The organism is Nostoc sp. UIC 10890, from assembly GCF_054786515.1.
On sequence record NZ_JBSGKF010000011.1, the window covers coordinates 15,013 to 35,575 of the forward strand.

At 41.4% G+C, this 20,563-nt stretch carries 14 protein-coding genes and 1 pseudogene; 13 read left to right on the forward strand and 2 right to left on the reverse strand.

The window, feature by feature from the left end; translation table 11 throughout:
• Nucleotides 1–51 precede the first annotated feature (51 nt).
• The 11 genes from ACWATR_RS36315 to ACWATR_RS36365 all read left to right on the forward strand — a co-directional run bounded on the left by ACWATR_RS36315 (nucleotide 52) and on the right by ACWATR_RS36365 (nucleotide 13,708).
• Entirely contained in the window at nucleotides 52–3,108 is a 3,057-nt protein-coding gene (locus ACWATR_RS36315) for a helicase HerA domain-containing protein (protein WP_460344040.1), read from the forward strand.
• The gene (locus ACWATR_RS36320) at nucleotides 3,105–3,662 is read left to right on the forward strand and encodes a hypothetical protein (protein ID WP_181927072.1); all 558 of its coding nucleotides are present in this window, start codon (nucleotides 3,105–3,107) and stop codon (nucleotides 3,660–3,662) included. Before ACWATR_RS36315 ends, ACWATR_RS36320 begins: the two co-directional genes overlap by 4 nt.
• A complete protein-coding gene (locus tag ACWATR_RS36325) occupies nucleotides 3,604–4,368 on the forward strand; it encodes a hypothetical protein (protein ID WP_181927071.1) in 765 nt (254 codons plus the stop codon). The genes ACWATR_RS36320 and ACWATR_RS36325 overlap by 59 nt, the downstream gene beginning before the upstream one ends.
• The gene (locus ACWATR_RS36330; protein WP_340097084.1) at nucleotides 4,358–5,410 is read left to right on the forward strand and encodes a hypothetical protein; all 1,053 of its coding nucleotides are present in this window, start codon (nucleotides 4,358–4,360) and stop codon (nucleotides 5,408–5,410) included. Before ACWATR_RS36325 ends, ACWATR_RS36330 begins: the two co-directional genes overlap by 11 nt.
• Complete coding sequence (locus ACWATR_RS36335) at nucleotides 5,407–6,123, forward strand: hypothetical protein (RefSeq protein ID WP_460344045.1); 717 nt, start codon at nucleotides 5,407–5,409, stop codon at nucleotides 6,121–6,123. The genes ACWATR_RS36330 and ACWATR_RS36335 overlap by 4 nt, the downstream gene beginning before the upstream one ends.
• Before the next feature lie 4 nt (nucleotides 6,124–6,127).
• Entirely contained in the window at nucleotides 6,128–7,639 is a 1,512-nt protein-coding gene (locus tag ACWATR_RS36340) for a hypothetical protein (protein WP_460344048.1), read from the forward strand.
• Nucleotides 7,640–7,731: 92 nt separating this feature from the next.
• The gene (locus tag ACWATR_RS36345; RefSeq protein ID WP_460344051.1) at nucleotides 7,732–8,571 is read left to right on the forward strand and encodes a hypothetical protein; all 840 of its coding nucleotides are present in this window, start codon (nucleotides 7,732–7,734) and stop codon (nucleotides 8,569–8,571) included.
• Nucleotides 8,568–9,842 (forward strand): hypothetical protein, encoded by a 1,275-nt coding sequence (locus ACWATR_RS36350; RefSeq protein ID WP_460344054.1) that lies wholly within the window; start codon nucleotides 8,568–8,570, stop codon nucleotides 9,840–9,842. The genes ACWATR_RS36345 and ACWATR_RS36350 overlap by 4 nt, the downstream gene beginning before the upstream one ends.
• A gap of 2 nt (nucleotides 9,843–9,844) precedes the next feature.
• Nucleotides 9,845–11,698 carry a type IV secretory system conjugative DNA transfer family protein gene (locus tag ACWATR_RS36355; protein ID WP_460344057.1) on the forward strand — a complete coding sequence of 618 codons (1,854 nt, stop codon included), beginning with the start codon at nucleotides 9,845–9,847 and terminating at the stop codon, nucleotides 11,696–11,698.
• A gap of 242 nt (nucleotides 11,699–11,940) precedes the next feature.
• Nucleotides 11,941–12,342, forward strand: coding sequence for a hypothetical protein (locus ACWATR_RS36360; RefSeq protein ID WP_460344060.1), 402 nt, complete (start codon nucleotides 11,941–11,943; stop codon nucleotides 12,340–12,342).
• A complete protein-coding gene (locus ACWATR_RS36365; protein WP_460344063.1) occupies nucleotides 12,335–13,708 on the forward strand; it encodes a hypothetical protein in 1,374 nt (457 codons plus the stop codon). The genes ACWATR_RS36360 and ACWATR_RS36365 overlap by 8 nt, the downstream gene beginning before the upstream one ends.
• Before the next feature lie 6 nt (nucleotides 13,709–13,714).
• Here ACWATR_RS36365 and ACWATR_RS36370 read toward each other — a convergent pair whose 3' ends face one another.
• The gene (locus tag ACWATR_RS36370; protein ID WP_460344066.1) at nucleotides 13,715–13,840 is read right to left on the reverse strand and encodes a hypothetical protein; all 126 of its coding nucleotides are present in this window, start codon (nucleotides 13,838–13,840) and stop codon (nucleotides 13,715–13,717) included.
• 106 nt (nucleotides 13,841–13,946) lie between these two features.
• On the reverse strand, nucleotides 13,947–18,407 hold the full coding sequence (mobF, locus tag ACWATR_RS36375) for a MobF family relaxase (RefSeq protein ID WP_460344069.1): 4,461 nt from the start codon (nucleotides 18,405–18,407) through the stop codon (nucleotides 13,947–13,949).
• 861 nt (nucleotides 18,408–19,268) lie between these two features.
• On the opposite strand from mobF, the gene ACWATR_RS36380 reads away from it, so the two are divergent.
• A complete protein-coding gene (locus ACWATR_RS36380) occupies nucleotides 19,269–20,375 on the forward strand; it encodes a ParM/StbA family protein (protein ID WP_460344072.1) in 1,107 nt (368 codons plus the stop codon).
• Nucleotides 20,368–20,563: pseudogene (locus ACWATR_RS36385) on the forward strand (hypothetical protein); the annotation flags it as partial. The gene ACWATR_RS36380 and the pseudogene ACWATR_RS36385, both read left to right, overlap by 8 nt.

A 20,563-nucleotide genomic window follows, 5' to 3' on the forward strand; every position in this document is an offset into this window, starting at 1 on the left:
TTTTGACTTCTGACTTCTGATTTCTAATTTAATGGCAATTTATAAAAGCTCATGAAACAAGAGATAATCAAAGTCAATCAGAGCTTAGGTGAAAGCCCCAAGTTTGGCCCGTTTACAGGTAGACAGTTCGTAATTTTCGCCGGAGTATTTTGCGTAGTTTTTGGACTGCTCTGCTTAATTCTCGGATTAGATATATTTTGGGGATTAGGCTTGGCATTTTGGGCTAGTTTATCAGTAGCTTTCTTATCAGGAGATAAGCCTTCTCTGTACTGGTCAAAGATTTATCCTATTCTCCCCAGATGGACAAGAGGATATGCTAATTACACCTCACCACAGCATAAGAAAAAAGTCGGTACTAGAAAAGTCAAGCTAACTCGTTCATCTAAACCTAAAACCCTCAATCCATTTGAAGATTGGTTAGATTTGACTACTATAGTCAGGCTAAAAAAAGATTCTTATGTCGTTGGAGCTTATCTACTAAGTAAAAAGAATCTGACGGAAAGTAGTAACACCCTGCAATTAATATTTGGTTTTGCTTGTACTGGAATTCATCCTTTATTCCATTCAGAACAAGAAATAGAAGCGGTGGCTCAAGCCTTTGAAAACGGCTGTAAAGAAATTCCCCAAGGCGAAAAAATCACTTGTCGCTGGAGTTCATTCTGCGATGATAGCGATAGTACAGATTATTTAATGCAACGTTTGAATAACCCAATTTCTCTAGAAAGTGAGTTTTTAGACTGGGGGAGGTTAGCAAGAACTCAAAAACTGACAAAGGAGAAAGCCCGTAAAGATATCAAATTAAATATTTATTGGTCATTTACAGTCACCTCAGAATCGCTAGACACTTCAGACCCAGTAGATAAGTTTTTAGCGAAATTGACTAACTTCCTCCAAAGAAGATTCACAGATTCAGGAGTTAGTCAAATCACCAAAAAGCGATTCACGCAGATTTTAACAAAAGCACTAGAAGCCTCATTAAGATACCAGCAGATTCTCTCAGAGATGGGGTTGAATCCTCAGCCCAAAACCGACAAAGACCTATGGAGAGAACTTTGTAAAAACATCGGAGCAAAGGAAGTAATCATCCCGCATACATTGGTATTTGATGAGCAAGGGTTGAAAGAAGAAATTGACGAGAAAGCCGCCTTCGATAAACCACTAGAAATCATCAATCAACCGCATCTCACCTCAATCATTCTCAATAATGGTGTACCTTTCGCTGATAAACGATGGATTTGCTTACCAAACGGTGATGAGAAGAAGTATGTCGGAGTAATGGTACTAACCCGGAAACCAGAAATCTTTGCTTCCACTAAACATCAAATTCGTTTCCTGTGGGATTTATTCTCACGCAACAACATTTTTGATGTAGAAATCATCACAGAATTCTCCCCGGCTGACCGAGGGATAAACCGTGCAGCCCAGCAGATGATTACCAAACGTTCTAGGGCATTAGATTTGAATGTTCAACAGAAAAAATCAATAGATGTCTCTGCCCAAATCAATGTGGAACGCTCAGTGGAAGCACAAAGGCAACTATATACAGGAGATGTACCACTAAATTTAAGCTTGGTAGTGCTGGTTTACCGAAATACAGCAGAGCAAGTAGACGATGCCTGTAGGTTGATAGCTGGCTATATTAACCAACCCACAGAACTAACCCGTGAATATGAATATGCTTGGTTAATCTGGCTGCAAACATTGCTCATCAGGCAAGAACCGATTTTGATGCGTCCATATAATCGGCGGCAAACTTTCTTTGCAAGTGAAGTTTTGGGATTAACTAATATAGTGCAGAATAGTCCCGCAGATCATCAAGGGTTTGAGTTAATCGCAGATGAGAGTGATTCACCCGTCAAAATTGACCTATCAAAAACTAAGAATATTTTAGTTCTCGGTACAACCGGCTCAGGTAAATCAGTTTTGGTAGCTTCCATCATCGCCGAGTGCCAAGCTCAGGACATGAGCATTTTAATGATAGACCTGCCCAATGATGACGGTACAGGGACTTTTGGGGACTACACACCCTATCACAACGGTTTTTACTTTGATATTTCTAAAGAGTCTAACAATTTGGTGCAGCCGTTAGATTTATCAAAAATCCCAGAAGAACAACGGGAGGAACGAGCTAAAGCCCACAGAAACGATGTCAACTTGATTGTTCTTCAGTTAGTCTTGGGTTCGCAATCATTTGATGGTTTCTTGTCCCAGACAATCGAATCCCTCATCCCACTAGGGACAAAAGCCTTTTACGATGACCCCGACATTCAACGACGTTTTGCTCTTGCCAAGAAAGGAGGATTAGGTTCTGCGGCTTGGGAGAATACCCCAACCCTTGCAGACATGGAGTATTTCTTTTCTACAGACCACATAAACTTGGGCTATGAAGATGAAAACGTAGATAGGGCGTTGAACTATATCCGCCTACGCTTTCAATATTGGAGAAATAGTACCATTGGCAATGCTATCTGCCGTCCTTCCACGTTTGATACTGATGCCAAGCTGATTACCTTTGCCCTCACCAACCTGCAATCAAGTAAAGACGCTGAAGTTTTCGGGATGTCTGCTTATATTGCCGCTTCCAGGCAATCCCTATCAGCACCCAATAGCGTTTTCTTCATGGATGAATCCAGTGTATTGTTGCGGTTTGCTGCCTTATCGCGGTTAGTGGGTCGTAAATGCGCGACTGCTCGAAAATCTGGCTGTCGGGTCATACTTGCGGGTCAAGATATTCTGTCGATCGCTAACTCAGAAGCTGGTGAACAAATTTTACAGAATATGCCCTGTCGGTTAATAGGGCGGATAGTACCAGGGGCTGCAAAAAGTTTTTCAGAGCATTTAGGCATTCCAAAGCAAATTATTGATAAAAATGAAAGTTTTCGTCCCAATATTAAACAGCTATATACGCTTTGGCTATTGGATTATAACAACAAATATATACGCTGTCGTTACTATCCTTCCTACCCAATGTTGGCATTAGTTGCTAATAGCAGAGAAGAGCAAGCGGCACGCGACAGGTTTAAAGCAATGTACTCAGATAAGTTTCAGTGGGTGTCTGAATTTGCCAAATACTATGTTGGTTGCATTAAGCAGGGTAAGCCTTTATGAAAAAGTTAGAAATTGCTACGGTATTTGCACAATATAAAGTCTTGTTGGCTATTTTAGGAGTTTTATCTTCATGGGCATCATTTGAAGTGTGGAAGTGGCATCAGCAACAGCATGAGAAGTATATTGCCCAGAAGCAGCAAACTTGTCAAGAAATGATTGAAAATGCCAGCAATGATGTACAAAGCAATCGATTCTTAAAAGCTGCTTACTATTCATCTTTAATGCAGCAACCATTTAAAATAAAGCTAAAACAGCCAGGAATAAATACAGATTTTATATCTGAAAAAGACTATATTTTAATGTACTCACAGCCAGCATCTTTAATACCTGAACATCCACGGTATGAGGGGAGTTTGTTTGAAAGATTATCTAAGAGAACTGATAAACAACCTCCAGCACCACTAATAGTAACTGGCAAGAAAATTTTAGGAAATAAAGCAGAGGTGATATCTGCTTGCGCTCCCAAATCTTTTACAGTCTCCTTGGAGAATTTATATGAAATCACTCAACCAGTTGACATTAGCCCCTATCTACCGCCGTTTAGCAGTTTTTAGTAGTTTAGTAATTGTATTCATTTTTTGTTCAGCTTTACCAGCTACAGCCAAATCTTCATTTCTAGAACAATTTCAGCAAGTCTTGACAAGCTTGCAGTCATACATTAAGCAGTATAGCCAAGAATTTAGCCAGCTATCGAAAGACTCGAACAAAGATAAAGACTTAGATATAGCCATCACTTCTACAAATGGAGTTATGGGTATACCTGACCCATTAAAAGCAGGTAAAAATATCAAGGTGATTGTTCAACAGCAAGATACTGATTTAGTTGAAACTGATTCTCAAACCCAAGGTGAAAATGCTCAGAGACAATGGCATCAAGCTTATACTTATGGGCTATCTGGATCTATTTTAGGTAGAGAAGGACAAAAAACTCAAGCGCAAGAAGCAGAAATCTCTAATTATGCTGTAGAAAATTCATCTAATACTGCTGATGAAGTACAAAATGATGTCATCACTCAAGACATCTTGAAAAAGATGGCAGTGCAGAATCTACAAACAACAGTTATTACTAAATCAATTCACAGTGAAGCACAAAAACAAACTAGAGCTTTATCAGCAGCCAATATCAATTTGAGTGACATTTCCGGTAGGTTAGATGAGCAAGCAAGAAAAGAGCAAGCTAATAATAATTCTAGTGCCAAGCAAATTATAGGTAGTGCCGCTTTCGCTGATGCTTTTTGGGAACAAAGCAATGCTAAATAATTTAACTAACTTCTGGTATTTACTAGCAGTTACTGGAGATACAAACGCGGAAGATATAGTAGATGGTGCGATTAACGGCTCTCGCATGGTTGTATCTTCATTTAACCAAGACTGGCAAGATTTAGCTAACGGGAATAGTGAAGTTTTTAAAGCAGTGGTAGCTGTTTCTGCTTTATGTGGAGTGGTTTTTGTTTCCTTCTGGTCTATCAGTTGGTATTCTAGGTTAATTCAGGAAGGATTTAGTCATGAAATTTTGAATGAGATGGTCTATCCATTATTAGTTTGTTTAATGTTGACAGTTAATAATGGACAGTTACTTGCTACCACGTCTCTGATGTTTCGTAATGTAGCGGTTAATTTGAATGACAAAGTATTAAGTATTACGCGAAATGGCATTACTTTGAGAGATGCTATTCGTACTGCCAATATGGATCAGGCTTTTGCTCTTTCAGTTCAAGCACAAATGCAAGAGTGTGAAAAAAAGCCTACAAATGGACAAGATAACCAAGGAAACATTATAAACCCAAGAGAAATATGTCAAAAAGAGAAAGCCGATGAAATTAAAAAGCAAGCTCAAGCCTACAAAAATAAATATGGTATATCCTCTTATTCAAATAGCTGGAATCCATTAGATATAGCTGGGCAAACTATTAATTCAATGGTGCAAGCCCTGTCATGGATTATATTCAGTGGCTTACAAGCAGCCTTTCAATATGTTGTGCAAGTAGCATTCTTACTAAATGCCTATATCGCCCCTATTTTTTTAGTGCTTTCACTTTTCCCTTTTGGAGCTAAACCCATCTATGCTTGGGTTGCAGGATGGTTAGCACTGACTTTGGTACTCATGTCATACTCAATTGTTTGTGGAATGGCTGCTAGTGCAATAGTGAATGCTAGTAACAATAATCCCTTGTTCTTACAGCTAGTACAAGCAATTTTGTCTCCAATACTGGCGTTAGCAATGGGGTCTGGTGGAGGGATGGCAGCTTTCTCATGTTTCTCTAGCAGTGGGAGGTTAATCTCAGGGAGGGTATTCAGATGAGATTACTTGATAAGAAAGAGATAAACTTTACTCCCTTAGTATCAATAGGGCAAGCTGTTATCTTACTCTTCTTGTTACTGATAAATCTAACTAATTCCAGTAAATTAAGTAAAATATCTAACCAGAAACCTACCTTAGTAGAACTTCAAGACGGTACTTCCATTAGAGCAATTGCTGTAGGAGAAAAAGACCGTACTGACCAAGCGATTATGGACTTTGCAGGGCGGACAATGATGAATTTGATGAGTTGGAATGCCGTTCCCAAGTCGTCTGATAGTAACTTAGATCCAACCAAACTAAAACTTGACCTCGGTGTACAAGTATCTGATAAAAAACTCACTACAAATACTTGGAGTGCAGGATTTGCATTATCAGAAGATTTTCGCGCTAGTTTTCTGCGAGAAATCGCAGCTTTAACACCGCCTGACGTGTTTAATGGTGATACTCAATCAGCTTTACTTGTACGCCATCTTTCGCCTCCTCAGAAAATAGAAGAAGGTAAATGGCGATTAGAAATGGTTGCCAACTTAGTAGTTTTTAAAGGTCAAGACCAATTAGGTAAGGCTATTTCTTTTAATAAAACTGTATTTGTGAGAGCAGTAGATACACCACCTTTACCGAATAATCCTTCTGTACCACAGATAGAGGCTTATAGAGCTAGAAAAGCGGGAATGGAAATTTACCGCATCCAAGATTTAGATTTAGGAAAGTAGCTTTATGTCAAATCAAAGTCAAGTTGTAAATACGAATTCTGAAGCTACTACTGGTGATACTTCCCATAGAAGCCAAGAATTTGCTCGGATGAATGGGGTAGAAATTTCCAATGTTTCAGAAACATCATCACCTGTGGATGAACAAAAAACTGAACCAGAAGAAATTGTCACTACTCGCCCTGTAGCTAATCACCCATTACTAAAAGGGTTAACAGTCTCTGGTGGGGTGCTGTTAATAGTTGTCATGTTTGGGACGATGATTAGCTCAATTACAGGGGCTTTGAATTCTCCCGGTGATAAGCCAGCCCAGCAAAATGCAAAAAGTATTCAGACAGATATTAAATCAGATGATGAAAATGAGGAAGGAGAGCTTAAAACAGCGATCGCTCTCACCTCTCAAAAAGGGGAGTTACAAGCTGTTACTAAAAAAAACGCTGAAACTGCACCACCAACGCCAACCGTCACCCCCACAGTTACAACTAACACCACTGTCAAAACTCAGCCCACACCAACGCGACCAGTAACAATTCATTCAACACCACCGCCACCTATTGTTACTAGACCTAGTAAAAGCGATCGCGTGCCTGCTCAACCAGTAGTCAGACAATCTGCGTCTGCTCTTATACCCAAACCCGTAAAATCTCAAGTTGTCTCCAATCCGTTACCCGTTCGTACCACTCCTAAAGACCCGATGCAGGAGTGGTTAGCAGCTGCTAATGTCGGTAATTACTCCTCTACTGACACTGGCAATGCAGATTTAAACCAGGAAGAGGCAGAATTGGGTAATGTTCAAGTGAATGGGGGTATAGGGATAAAACCAGATAGCTTACCTCGGAGTGATCGCAATTCTTCACCACAGCCACCACCGATTAACTACGATGGCAAGCGGGTTTTAGTCGGAACTCGTGCGGCGGGTGTGATAGAGACTCCTGTAGCCTGGGTGGGTAGTGGTGTAAGTAATCAGCAGCAGCAAAATAGCCTGATTCGTTTAACTCAACCCCTGAAAGCATTTGATGGGTCTGAAGTTTTACCTAAAGATGCTTATGTTGTGGCTATGATCAATCCCACTAACTCAGAAATAGTGCAAATGACGGCTGTTTCTGTATTAGTGAACATCAACGGTAAAACCGAGGAAAAGCCACTGGCTCAGAATTCGATTTTGGTATTGGGTAAAAACGGCAATTTACTTAAAGCTGAATCTCGTCAAGGTGGCAGTAATTTAGGCAATTCGCTCATGGCATCTATGCTGTCTGGTTTATCTAAGGTGGCTGAGATTCAAAATAGAGCTAATTCAGAGACAACAATTAGCTCTTTGGGTACAACAACCACTACAACAAGTAACAGTGATAAGAATTTACTGGCTGGTTTTACTGAAGGCAGTATTAATCAAATTCTCAGTAGGATGAAAAATTCCAATGAGCAGCAATTACAACAAGTACAACAGCAACAACAAGTTTTTGTAATTGAAACAGGTAAACCAGTGCAAATCTTTGTCAATCAATCAATTTCGATATGAAATTAGGCAATGAATAATGAGTTAAAAGGATAAATTCTAAATTCTGAATTTATAACTATTACACAATTTCTTGCAGATAAATCCGTTGTGATATGAAACGTTTAGGTTTTTTACTGCTAACTACGTTAGTTATCAACGCTAATACAGGCACAGCTTTAGCACTACCAGCCGCGAGAAATGTTTATTCACAAGATGCTCAAGGTAGTAATTCTCATGGAATTGACTTAAAGATTTGGGCTGGTTACGGTTTGACTATCAATTTCATTCCCACAGGTGAAACCATCAAGCAAGTGTGGTTAGGAGACCCTTCCCGCTTTGCTTTAACTTCTAATGGCAACTTATGTCAGCGTGGTGCATCAGATGAAAATTGTGGTAGTGGAGGAGCTACAATTTTATTCCTCAGACAAATTAAACCAATTAGTTTTCCGGTTTTAACTTCCAGTCAAGATGGTAGTACCGTGATGACCGTGATTACTGCTAATGCTGACGGTCAAAAACAATATCAATTTCAGTTGATTCCGGCTAGAGGTAAACCAGAATATACCAGTTTAATTATTAAGCCAGATTCGGATAAACCACAGCCGTTATTAATAGCTGAAAAACCGTTAGTTAATCAAAATAGATTAAACAATACCAATAATATTACCAATAACACCGTACCTCGAAATTTTGATAAAAAACCACGTTTAACAGTCAATACTTCTTCGCAAACCAGCACTGTTTCACAAAGAAATGATGCTAATGCCGTAGCTTATGGTTTAGCGGTGGCGGTGGGTAATGGCGCAATCAAACCTAAGTCTATAGTATGGCGACAAACGCAAGATACCATCCGTTTATTGAGGAGAGGTAAAAGTAGGACAGAGGCTATTAGGTTATCAGGTATTCCCCAAGAAATGTTCAATAAACTGATGCAATGGGGGCAAACTCAGTGATTAACAATAGAGCTTTATTATCAATAGTTTCTGCCTCAATAGTTGCGACATCACTTCTAGAATTACCCAGTGTCGCCAATGCAGAAATTCCAACAGTTACTTATAATTCCGGTAAATATCAATTAAAGTCTCCAGACTGGTCAAAAATCAATTGGAGTAGCTTAGATCCATTACAACAGCCCGGATATCTTGATATTTCCCCAGATATAGCCGCCAAAATTGGCTATAATCCCTCCCGTTCTTGGACAGCCGGACAGAGTATTGATTCTGTAATTATGTTGGGGGACGTAGATGATGCTTTTCAAATGTCTGCCTTCAGCCTGAAAACTATCTCTGTTATCGTACCTCTGGGCCCCAAGCTTACACTCAAAGACTTGGGATTAATGCAGTGGCAAACTCCTAACACCCTAGTCAAAGCTATTCCCAGCTTGGGCAACCTTGATATTAATCAAGTTCCACCTATTTATGATTTATTCGCGCAATCTCGTTACAGTAGCATAACTTCTAATTCAATAGCCGCAGCTACTCTAAAGTCAAACAAACCTGACAAAAATTCGCTCAAAATTGGACTGAACGGTAAGATTTCAACTATTTTAAAATCTAATCCACAAGCTGCTAATACCCCTTTGGGTAAAAAACTGGATCTAGGTCGATATCCCATCAACTCAATTCCTAGACTTAATCAGACGCAACTATCAAGATTTCCAGGCTGGCAGCAAAGCTACATTAATCAAGTGCCGGGGCTAAATCAAGTACCTTTTGACAAGATGCCACAGCCGATTAATTCGGGTTTGGATGTGGTGGGTATAGCTTCTGTGGTTTTAGGTAATTCGGAACGTGGTGATTCTAGGGCAAGAGAGAATTACTTTGTTTCTGGTAGGGTAAATCGTTCCAACAAAAATGTTGTTGTCGCCTGTAATGTGGGTAAAGAGTGTCCATTCCTAGAACTAGGTGATGTTGCAGGGCAAGCTGGCAACCTTTACGGTAAGCGATGGGCTTCTGGTTCTGCTCAGAAAGTAGACGGTGGTTTTGGGATCTTACAACGTGTTAACGGTGGTAAAGAACCAACAGGTAGGCTTGTCTACGGTTCTGGTTTCAAAGTTGTGCTAACTGGTGTAAATGAGTCCACTGGTACAGCCAACTTTGGGCTATTTTTTCGTTTTTGCATTAGCTTTTTCTGGGGTGGTAAATCTTGCACTCCCTACTTTATTGGCCCTGTACCTTGGATTCCCACTCAAGAGAATGATTTAGTCATTCTAGGGAGGGGGTGAAAATGGCTGAAATATCCAAAACTACCCAACAAGTAAAGAGAGCAGGGGGAGGTGTGCAGCAGGGGGAGAAAGATTCATTGAAAAATAGCTCTCTTTACTCCCCAGCGACCCCTGCCCCCCCAGCTTATAACCTTGTTCCTGAGAATTTTAAGGATGCCTTTTTCTCCCCAATGGGTTTGGGATTACTTGTAAGTGTGGGGGCGTTAATGTTAGCGAAAGCAATGGAGAGGCGAGGGGCAACAAACAAACTAGCACGGGCGCGATGGGCAGGAGGTAGGGAGAAAACAGCAGCTCGTAAGCTGGCCTGCAAACAACTGATTGAACGCAAACATAACAGGGTAGCTTTATACATTGGTACACCTAAAGGTACTACTTTTCAGGTTGTTGACAATAAACGCATTATCAATATTCCAGAAGATAAAAGCAGACTCTATCTGCCAGATGTACAACGTGGAATTTTAGTTTGTGGCGGGGCTGGTTCTGGTAAAACCTTCTCCATGATTAACCCTCTGGTGCGTTCTGCTATCGACCAGGGACTACCAATTATCCTTTACGATTTTAAGTATGCTCACCAAGAATCGGCTACAGCTGACGCTAAAGGGCAAGCACCCAAACTAGCAGGATACGCCGCCATGCGTGGGTATGAGGTTTCTATCCTCTCCCCTGGTTTTCCTGAATCCTGCGTAGCTAATCCCCTAGATTTTCTACGGAGTGAAACTGATGCAGAGATGGCGCGTCAGTTAGCGATCGTCCTCAATCGTAATTTTAAGCTGACAAGTGGTGATGCTTTAGATAGTGGATTTTTTGCTAATGCAGGGGATCAGCTGGCACAAGCAATCTTCATGCTGGCGCGGGGTACTTGTTTTCCTGACATCATGATGTGCCATGCCATTCTCAGTTTGCCTAAATTAATTGACCGCATTCAACAAGCTTCTTTAAATCCTTGGGTAAAAGTTGCCTTTGACCAATTCTTATCTGTAGCGGGTTCTCCAGAAACCGCCGCTAGTATTGTCGGTACAACAAGCGGATTATTTACTCGCTTTATGACCCCATCCACCCTTTCTGGCTTCTGTGGTCAAACAAATATCCCCTTAGATTTGAAGGGGCGGAAAATGGTGGTTTTCGGCATGGACAAGGAGAAACGAGATGTAATTGCTCCTTTGTTAGTTTCTATCTTGCACCTTTTATGTTCTCGTAATTTGGCTGGTAAACGCACAGAACCATTAGTTTTAGCACTGGATGAATTACCAACTTTGTATCTACCAGCCTTAGTTGATTGGCTCAATCAAAATCGTGAAGATGGCTTGATTTGTTTACTGGGATTGCAAAACTTATCACAGCTTGAGAAGGCTTATTCCAAAGAAACAACCAATGCTATATTTGGCGGTTGCGCTACAAAAGCTTTCTTTAATCCCCAAGATGATGTGGCGGCGGAACGTTTTAGTAACTTCTTAGGTGATGAGCAAATCAAGCACAGAGAACGTTCACGCAGTTCCGGTGGTAAAGGTGGTGCAAGTACCTCAATTTCTGAGCAAAACAGTACCCGCAATTTATTTGAGGTTAACCAATTTAATACCTTACCGGAAGGCAGAGCCGTAATTGTTAGTCCTGGGTTTCGCTCTGGTAGAGATGTAAGTATTCCGCTATTAGAGCAAATTCGTATTCCAAAATCTGATATTAACTTGGAGGCGAAAAGTATTGAAAAGTGGTATGGACTCCAGCAACAGTTTATCTCACAATCTACTCTGCGTGAACCATCTGGGGAAGAGTTAGAAATCCGGCATTTAGAGGCAGAGATGTTATTGCCTTTAGTTGATAAAAAGGCAGAGGCGAATAACAGATTGAAAAATCTTTAGGAGGTAATTTATGACCGGAGAAAGGCCGCAGTTCGCGGAGTGTCGGGGATGTGGGGAGAATGAGGAGGAATTGAGAATGGGCGCTTACCCTGAGCGCAAACTGCTTCCCACACTCCCCACCCTATGAGTGAGAAATTCGGGAGCAAGAACTGCCTTCTTCGATAAATTTTTCCCTCAGATGAAAGGGTTACAAATTCCTAAAATTATTTATTTTTGAATTCTTGAATTTGGAGCAAAGCAACGTGACTAATTTATCTGAATACGAATTGCGATTGTTAAGCAAACTGCCGCTTGATATTGCCTCGTTAGTTAACACTTATCGAACTGATATCTTCAATGCAGCAGAGTTTTGGGATGAACCACCGTTCCCTGAAAATCATGTCCCAGAATTCATTGAAATTTACTATGGCGATGCAGAAAGCCCTCATATTTTCATAGTAAATGGAGAGCTAAAAGATTATAAAGTGACCAACTTACCGGATAACACAAAGTCAATTTCAGTTCTAATTGATGACCAATGGGCTTATATCCAAATTGAAGGAAATGTAATTCTCAATCGTTTAGGAGGTGTAGTTTTACCAGATGTCTTAGTCAGTCCATCGACTCTCATTAGTTCCTTAGTAGGAGTTACAAATCATGGATGAAATAAAATCTGAGGCGAAACAAGTGCAACATGATTATTTAGAAATCCTCAATGACATTCTGCATAAGCTGCTAGAAAAAGGAAAATTTCAAGAGTTAGACACTACTAAAGACTTATCAATTTACGTTGGCAACCAACCCAAGTATAAAGGGCATCCTGATGCCGAAGTGTCCGTAAATTTGATGACTCCAGAACTGGTAGATAAAATCAAGACGGCTATCAATGACCCGCAAAACTTGAAAGGTTCTGTCCGCATCATGATTGGTAAGGATAAGGTCTATCATGTTAAGGATGGAGAGGTTTTAAGTGATAAACTGGGTTTAAGTAGCCAGATTAGCCAGAATCAATCCCAGTCTCAACAACCAGCCAAATCAGTACAACAATCTTCGAGCATTGAGGATTTACAAAAGCAGGTAGAGGCTTTACAGCAAAAGGTTCAAAACCAGCAAAGTTTGATTGATAGTTTTGCTACTCAAAAGCAATCAAGCGTTGAAGTTACTCAAAAATTATCGACAGACTTGATTAATCTTAAACAAGCTTTTGATGCTCAACAAAAAACTATTGAGCAATTGCAGAAGGGACTGGAAGCTATAAATAATCAAAATAACCCTGCGGTCAAGAATGCAACCTTGCATGATTGGATAAACTCGATTGAGACTAAGGCTAAGAACACTGCCAAAAATCTCTATGAACAGGTAAAAACTGCCCTCACTCCCAAAGTTGATAAAGTCAAAACCCAATTAGAGGCTCAAATTGTCACTTTAAAAGAGCAGATGAATCAACAGATGGAGTCTCTTAAAACTGAGATGAGGTCACAAGTTGCAGCTGTTAAAAATGAATTTGAATCACAGTTGGGTGTAGTTAACGATGGTATTGGTGAAGTCAAGCAGTTAGTCACTGATGAGATTCAGCATGGCATGGAGCGTCATCAATCTGCTATGGGTGCTATTCACAATAAGGTTTCAGAGGAAGTTAATACAGTCCATAAACAGATAACTCAAGCTGTTGGTGATATCCACTCAGCAGCTAATCATACTGTGAAGCAGAATCTCGAAAAAGTTACTAACAGTGTGATGGATATTAAAGGCAAGGCTCTTGCCAAGGGTGTAGATTCCATGCTGCGTCTTTTTGGTGATCAGCATTCTGATGGTTCACGCAGTTATGAGAGTAAGAATTACAACTTTTACCAAAATGGAGATAGTATTACTGTTACAGCTAAAGATGGTCGGGCTGTGATGGTTGACGGTGATTTGACTGCTAATGCTACAGAGAATGATGTTGAATCGTTAGAGGAAGTAGGAGAGGTAGTTTCTGATTATTTAAAACATACTAATACTCAATCACAGTCAACAAAATTGAGAAGGTAATAGGTTTTATCTGACTTGTGCAGGTATAAAACTCAGATAATGAACTACCTCTGGCTGTGCGAAAGTTTGAGCCAGGGGTAGTTCATAGTAAATTTGGGTCATTCCTTGTTGTATCAGTAAACGGTTAACCATTTTGATGAAAGCAATGCTTTTCGATATAGTTTAACCGCCTGTGTTTGATTAGTTTCACAGATCATTTGTCCCCATTGATTTAAGGGTAACTCAGGTTGCACATAATTCACCTTCTCAAACCTCGACGCGGTTGTGGTGATGGCTGCTGAGAAATAGACAACTTAGCTTGACTTTGCTGTTGTTTAAGTTCTATCTCATCCAAAATACTCGTTAGTCGTGACTGTAATTGAGGAGAGTTTAGTATTTCAGCCATAGTCTTCATTTCAATAGTTTGCTGTTGGTTCTCCCAGGAGTGATGATTTTCTACCTGGGTTTCGTATTCCTGAAGTTTGGACTGAAGCTGCTGCTGATACGTGACTAATTCTTTGATAGTTCCAATAGTTTGTAATTGCTGCTCTAGTCTCAAGTTATACTTATTACTCAACTTATGAAGCGGAAAATGCTCCATTGCTCTGATAGTTTTCTCTTGGATAGCGTGTTCTAACCACAAACTATCAATTTGTGGCCCAAGCTGAGTAATTTCGTTTTCAATAGCCTGTTTATCAACAGGTGCTGGTACTTGAGCAACTGGCTGGGCAAAATATTCCTTGACCGCTTGTTCTAAGTACAATAGTTCTCGGTCAGTCAGTGCATCGATGGCTTTCTTAAATGCCTTGTGAGTAACTTGACCTGAAAAACGTTGTTGAAGCCGTTGTTTGCGCTCTTGGTCACTCAACTTTTTGGGTGGTGCTGGTGCAGTATGTCGTTGTTTATTGTTGTTATCTCGCCATGCCTTGAGAGTTGACGCTTCGTAAAACGCCTTTTCGTATGCTAGTGGCCCCTGAGCCACTATTAAATCGTCAACGCCTTTATCTGGCCCCGGCAACGTCACCACATTAATTTTAGCTCCCCGTTCCTCCAGCAGCCCCCCAGTGCGTGAGATAGCAATCTCTATATTTCGCTGAGTGTCCGGGCGTGTCTCGTAATCAAAGCAGAAAGTTATCTGCCGTTCTGGAGTGGCGAAAACAGCTAATTCATCCATCAGCCGAGCTTTGGTCTGCTCCCCAAACTCATCTTTACTGCGATAACCAGCATAGATTCCCGGTAGCCCGATCGCTGCATGACCCTGGCTCAACAAACTGGCTGCTTTCTTTGCTCCCTCAGTAATAGTGACTGGTAGGTTATGTTTCCAAACACAATACCAAAATCCGCTTTGGCGATCGCAATCGGTTGGTTGTACCCCAGCTTTTTCATAGATACGCCCAGCAATATCATCAGGTACATCGAGCAAGAAAATACTGAGTTCAGTTTGTGGTGGATGTTCATATTTGATGAATTTGCCGGGTTTATCAGCTTTTTCTCTGGGGTTATTGGGTTTGTAGCATCCCCATATCTTTCTATCAGGTTGATCCCCTGATTGGAGATTGGCGAAGGAGTTGGGATTAACGCCAGCATCACACCACCAGCCGCCTGATTCAATATGAGCATATTTACTTATGATCCCTGAAGACAGCCTACCAGTGTTAGTGCGTGGCAGTTTATCACTGTACATGAGGTATTCCCAAGCTTCATGCTCCCAATCAAGAGTTTGATGCAAGCTAGTGAAATTAAGGCTGGCAATTTCGGGGTGGATGGCGCTACCTTGTATTAATTCTTGCCAGTGTTTAGAATCAAGTTTTTCTGGGGCTTCACCAATATTATTAGGAGTCCAAAATGCTACTGTTGGCTGTGCTGTTTTTGGAACTGGTTTTCTAATAAATGGTTTGGGAGTAGGAACAACAGTTTTTGGTGCTTCCGGCGGTAGAGTTTTAAAAACAAGAGGCAGAGGGGAAGAACTTGGCAGAGGTCTAGGGCAGGGGGGCAGAGGGGAGGACTCAGTATAAGATTGCTCCTTTGCTCCTTTGCTCCTCCGCTCCCTTGCCTCCACCTCTTTGCTCCTCTGCCCCTCCGCTTCTTTACTTTCCTGCTCTGTAGTGGATGTTTTAGCTACAATCGGAGCAGTTACAACCATTTCTTTCTCTAATTTTGATTGGTGCTGCTTCTCTAACTCTTTCTGTCGCAGTAGCACCAGTGCATTTTCTTTAGCCCTACTCGACTGCGCCAAGGCTAGTAAATTGTCTTTATCTTCCGTGTAGAGTTTCAATTCATACCTAGCACGGCTGACCGCAACGTAAAAGCTTTCTTGTCCAATGGTGTTGTCAGCAGCAATCAATACTTGGTCAGCCGTCTTTCCCTGACTACTATATGTAGTGCTGACGATCGCATAATCTAAGTGTTGTGCTTGTTGCAGGTTAATAAATTCAGTTTGACCACTTTCTAAATACTGAATTTGCGCGTTGTAACCTGCAATGGCTTTAACTACAAACTCTTGACCGTTGCGCCGTCCTAATTGTCGGTCGTTTTTCGTCCAGCGTAGGCGATCGCCCTCGGCAAGTTCAATCTGTTGACGTTGGTAAACCGCTTTTTTAAATCCCGTGTCTACTTGAAAATGCTTACCATCACTAGCTTTGAGTGTTATTTGGTCACTGTCCTTATCCACCACTTCATAAAGCTTGCCTTTGGACAGCCCCCGGCGCTTGTAATTGCGGGTGGGCATGACCATATCACCCAGTTCAAAGTTGTGGGTGTAGCGCATTTGTACTGAAGTTAAGTCTTTGGCTTGCAGTTGGGTGATGGTGGTCGCAGTTCCTAAACTACCCTCAGCCTTTAAATGCCCCCGAATGGCTTGAGTGATTGCCAAACGCTCAAAATTTGTTCCAGCCAGTACCAGGGTTCGCGCTCGTTGTTCTGGTGTGGCTGTTACATAGTCGTGGGCAATCGCCTCAATTTTGGATTCTGCTTTTACACTCTGGATGCAACCGTTTTCATCGAGGCGTGAAAATCCCTCCTCAATACGGCCAGAAGCAATCAGGTCTACTGCCAGTTTCAGTTTTGGCGCACGTTGCCTCAAAGATTCGTTGAGATGACTGGTTTTAATTCCTGCCTGTTGTAGAGACTTGAAGGGATTGCCAGCCTCTACAGCTGACAACTGTTTTGTGTCTCCCACTAACACCACCCTAGCAAGTTCTTGGGTTGCGCGTTCTAAAAGAGCAAGGGCATCTTTAGCACTGAGTAACCCTGCTTCGTCCACAATCCAAATTTGATTAGGTTCAATCTCTTGGGGTGGTTCAGAGACCAATAATCTAGCAACAGTCTCAGCTTGAATATCCAACTCTTGGCCCAGGACTTTAGCAGCCATCGAACTAGGAGCAAAGCCTTTGATGGTGTAGCCAGAGGTGGCAGCGATCGCTTTTAATTCCTTGAGTGCAAAAGTCTTGCCAGCACCAGCTACCCCTTGCCATGCCATAAATTGGTCTGTTGTGGTTGCTGCTGTCAGTACCGCTCGACGTTGATCTGGGTTTAAAGCTGTTTTCTCCAGGTGGCTTTCAACTACTTCTGGGTGAGCAAGTGGGCTAACTTTACCCATCCCAGACTGCATCAATTTAATGGTTGCCAGTTCTCGGTTAACTGCTGCCAGCGTGGTAAAGTCGCGGTTTTCTTGAGACAGGCTGAGTAATTCCGGGTTAGCTTTAACTAGCGGTTCAATCTGACTAACTTCCGTGGCAAGCCCTTGGTTTAGGATGAATTTTTCTAAATCTTCTTGGGTGAAAGCGACATTTCTTTCCGAGCAGTGAGCGATCGCATCTTCTAAATTTTCATAGCTCACTAACCGGGGTTGTAGTTCTGGTTGCGCTTCTCCTGGCTGTACAAACTTGATCCCCAGTGCTGCTGCTTCCTCTCTCCACTTGGCTTTTAACTCCACAGGGTTAATTTTCTGCTTCAAGTTACGGGTGGCAGTCCAAGCTGCTTCGCGTTCTGTCCAGGTTGCATTTTCCCCTGCTGAATTTAATATCTGCTGCCGTCGTTTAGAAAACTCCTTTAAATCCGCTTCCTGAAAACCTTTAATCTCAAACTGCCCATGATTCCTAGCTTCCACCTCATACCCTAATTTTTGTACCTCCACTGCTAGGTAGTTTTGGTACACCATACCCAGAAATTTCTTGTTTTTGAAAATCTCATCATTTAAAAGACTGTACCATTTACCATTTTCTAGCTGTGTCATATTCATGACCAGGGCATGAGTATGTAGATGCGGGTCTAGTTCCCTGGTTTCAATATGGTCAAACTCCGCGACTACTAAGTTGTTAGTCCGGATCAGTTGCTGCCCATTTTGGGTTGTGGCTCTGGTGTAGCTATAACGTTCTTCAATCAGTTCTAAAGTCTTTTGTACGGCTAACTGATGAGCAGTAATCAGCCTTTCATCCCCATCTACTAACGCTTGCAAGCTGACACTTTTCGGTGCAGAAAATGTAAAGTCAGTAGCCGCTCGACGTTGCGATGAGTCTAACTTTCTAGCACAGAGGTTTTGGCTGCCGTCAGGCGATCGCCCATTGACGATGTTAGAAAAAGTTTCTTGGCAATCTACTGCTCCTGCTAGTCCCAATTTTTTCGCACCTTTCCCAGACCAGCGTGAAGTACCCTCCTGGTAATATCCTTCCATGAAGTAATGTACTGCTTGCTGTGGTTCTGAGTTCTTGCCTGTTAACACTGAACACTCCTTTCATAGAATGTCAGGTTTAGTGCTTGAAACAGTTCGGGGACTTGATCGGGAGTGCTAATTATAAATTCAAGCCCTATATCCACATAATTGTTAAGTTCGCTTATTAGTTTTTCAAAGTGCTTACCATCAATACACCACACGTTGAATGCAGCATAACAGTTCAACTTAATCTCATAAAAAAATCTGTCATTGGCTGGTAGGGTTCTGAATATTTTCACCGCCTCTGCATGGTATTTACAAAAGTTAAACCCCACCCAATTGACTTTTTTAAAATAAGCTACCCGAATCACTACAGTAGAAGATTTTTTTCTGGGAGATGGGCAGCTACTCCAATAATGGCTATTACTCCAGAAACACATCGACATCATTTGATGCGCTTCTGCTTTTAAAAGCGTGGAAGTTACTTTCTGTAGTATCGAGTAATGCAATTTTTAATATTACTTAATACAGGTTTTCTTCGCCTACTCCAATTCTAAATCTACTTCAAATTTCGGGCAAAACTTTTTTGCGTACTGTGCGAGAATTTTTCGGAGGGAGTCCAGAGGGAGAAATCCCTTTGGTAAACTGGGTTTTCAAAGCCATAATCCTTATATTTACCTTACCTTTACCTTGCAAATACCTTGGAAATGCCATTGATTTACCTTATTTTTTCCTGAATAGCGAAAATTTCCTGAAATTTCTATTTTTTACGGAAATCTGATGGAATAATTCCTTGTATTTGCCATTGAAATGCCATTGATTTACCATTGAAATTCCTTATATTTACCTTTTTGTAAAATTCCTTAATTTTGCCTTTTTTTTGGCAGTTTGTTGTTTAATAATTAAAGGGTTTCAGCCAAGCAAATAGCGATGGCAGATTTAACAATTGCATTTGATCCAGGTTCATCCCTGAGCAAGATTTTCTATACTCTCAAATCCTTCCACCCGGAACTACTACTGATGGAACCGGAAGTTGCCCAAGTTCCTAAAGCCAGTCTTGTAGCTTACGAGTCAAGCTGTGTTGGTAGTCCGGCTGCTGAAAATTCTGCTTGGGTTGAGTACAAAGGACAATATCGGGCTGTTGGTTTCCTCGCCCAAGACCGATTCTATGCAGATTTAAAACTTTCTGAACCAAAGTTTGAACTTGCTCTTTACAAGACTTTGGCTCTTGTAGGCGCTCTTGCACAAAAAAACTCTCTCTCTAATGGCGCAACTATCCGTTTGGGGGTGCTGTTGCCTTACGGTGAGTACGAAGACCGCAAATTATTTGAACAATTAGTAACTGAAGCTCTGGCTGGTTTTCGGTTTCGCGGTGTGGAACGCTCGTTTGAGTTGGAAAGTTTCCTCTGTCGTCCAGAAGGTTTTGGTTTGATTTCACGGGGACGCGCTCCCGGTTCCAGTCTCAAAGAACGCAAAATCGCGGTGGTGATGATTGGTTATCGCAATATCTCTTTGCTGATTATGGACAGAGGTATGATTTCTCAAGGCGTTACCGAAGATTTAGGATTCAACAAGTTAGTTGGCTGTGTGCAACGGTTGGTATCTGGACAGAAGCCTTTGAAGTTGGCGGCGGCTATTTCTAAGGCTGGTTCTAAAATCAGCACTAAGGCTTTAGCTCACTTAATCCGGGTTCAAGATCCTGGTTTACGAGATACAGAACTTTCTCAAATTAGGTCAGCAGTTGCTACTGCACGAGAGGAATACTGGATTAGTCTTTTTAGTTGGTTACGTAGTCGCATCCCCTCTGATGTGGACGAGATGATATTTGCTGGTGGTACAGCCCACTATTTATCTCGTGAGTTAAATAGTCTGTTGCCGCACACTGATAAAATCTGGTGTAACGAACTGGAAGCACAAATTAACCGTAACTTTTTAGCTGATGTGTCCCGTAATGGATTGGAATTTCGGCTGACAGATAATTACGGACTCTTCTATTACCTGTGTGGAACTTCTGAAAGGATGACGACTCATGCCTGAACAAGTCGATTTTCGCTTTCAAATTAGTGTCAATTCTCCTTATATCACGCTGATTAAATATCTCAGTCCCAAGAATAAGTTTCTTGAGTTCCCGCGCCAAAATATGATTACCTGGGCACTGGCGGCTTTTTGGTATCCTTTAGCTTGCAAGTGGTCTGGGGGATTCAGTGATGCTGACTTGAAGCTGA

Excerpts from the sequence above, each read along its gene's own strand:
- ACWATR_RS36355 (WP_460344057.1), top strand. The coding sequence starts at position 9,845 with ATGGCTGAAATATCCAAAACTACCCAACAAGTAAAGAGAGCAGGGGGA.
- ACWATR_RS36315 (WP_460344040.1), top strand. The coding sequence starts at position 52 with ATGAAACAAGAGATAATCAAAGTCAATCAGAGCTTAGGTGAAAGCCCC.
- ACWATR_RS36320 (WP_181927072.1), top strand. The coding sequence starts at position 3,105 with ATGAAAAAGTTAGAAATTGCTACGGTATTTGCACAATATAAAGTCTTG.
- ACWATR_RS36325 (WP_181927071.1), top strand. The coding sequence starts at position 3,604 with ATGAAATCACTCAACCAGTTGACATTAGCCCCTATCTACCGCCGTTTA.
- ACWATR_RS36340 (WP_460344048.1), top strand. The coding sequence starts at position 6,128 with ATGTCAAATCAAAGTCAAGTTGTAAATACGAATTCTGAAGCTACTACT.
- ACWATR_RS36370 (WP_460344066.1), bottom strand. The coding sequence starts at position 13,840 with ATGGTTAACCGTTTACTGATACAACAAGGAATGACCCAAATTTACTAT.
- ACWATR_RS36365 (WP_460344063.1), top strand. The coding sequence starts at position 12,335 with ATGGATGAAATAAAATCTGAGGCGAAACAAGTGCAACATGATTATTTA.
- ACWATR_RS36380 (WP_460344072.1), top strand. The coding sequence starts at position 19,269 with ATGGCAGATTTAACAATTGCATTTGATCCAGGTTCATCCCTGAGCAAG.
- ACWATR_RS36335 (WP_460344045.1), top strand. The coding sequence starts at position 5,407 with ATGAGATTACTTGATAAGAAAGAGATAAACTTTACTCCCTTAGTATCA.
- ACWATR_RS36345 (WP_460344051.1), top strand. The coding sequence starts at position 7,732 with ATGAAACGTTTAGGTTTTTTACTGCTAACTACGTTAGTTATCAACGCT.
- ACWATR_RS36330 (WP_340097084.1), top strand. The coding sequence starts at position 4,358 with ATGCTAAATAATTTAACTAACTTCTGGTATTTACTAGCAGTTACTGGA.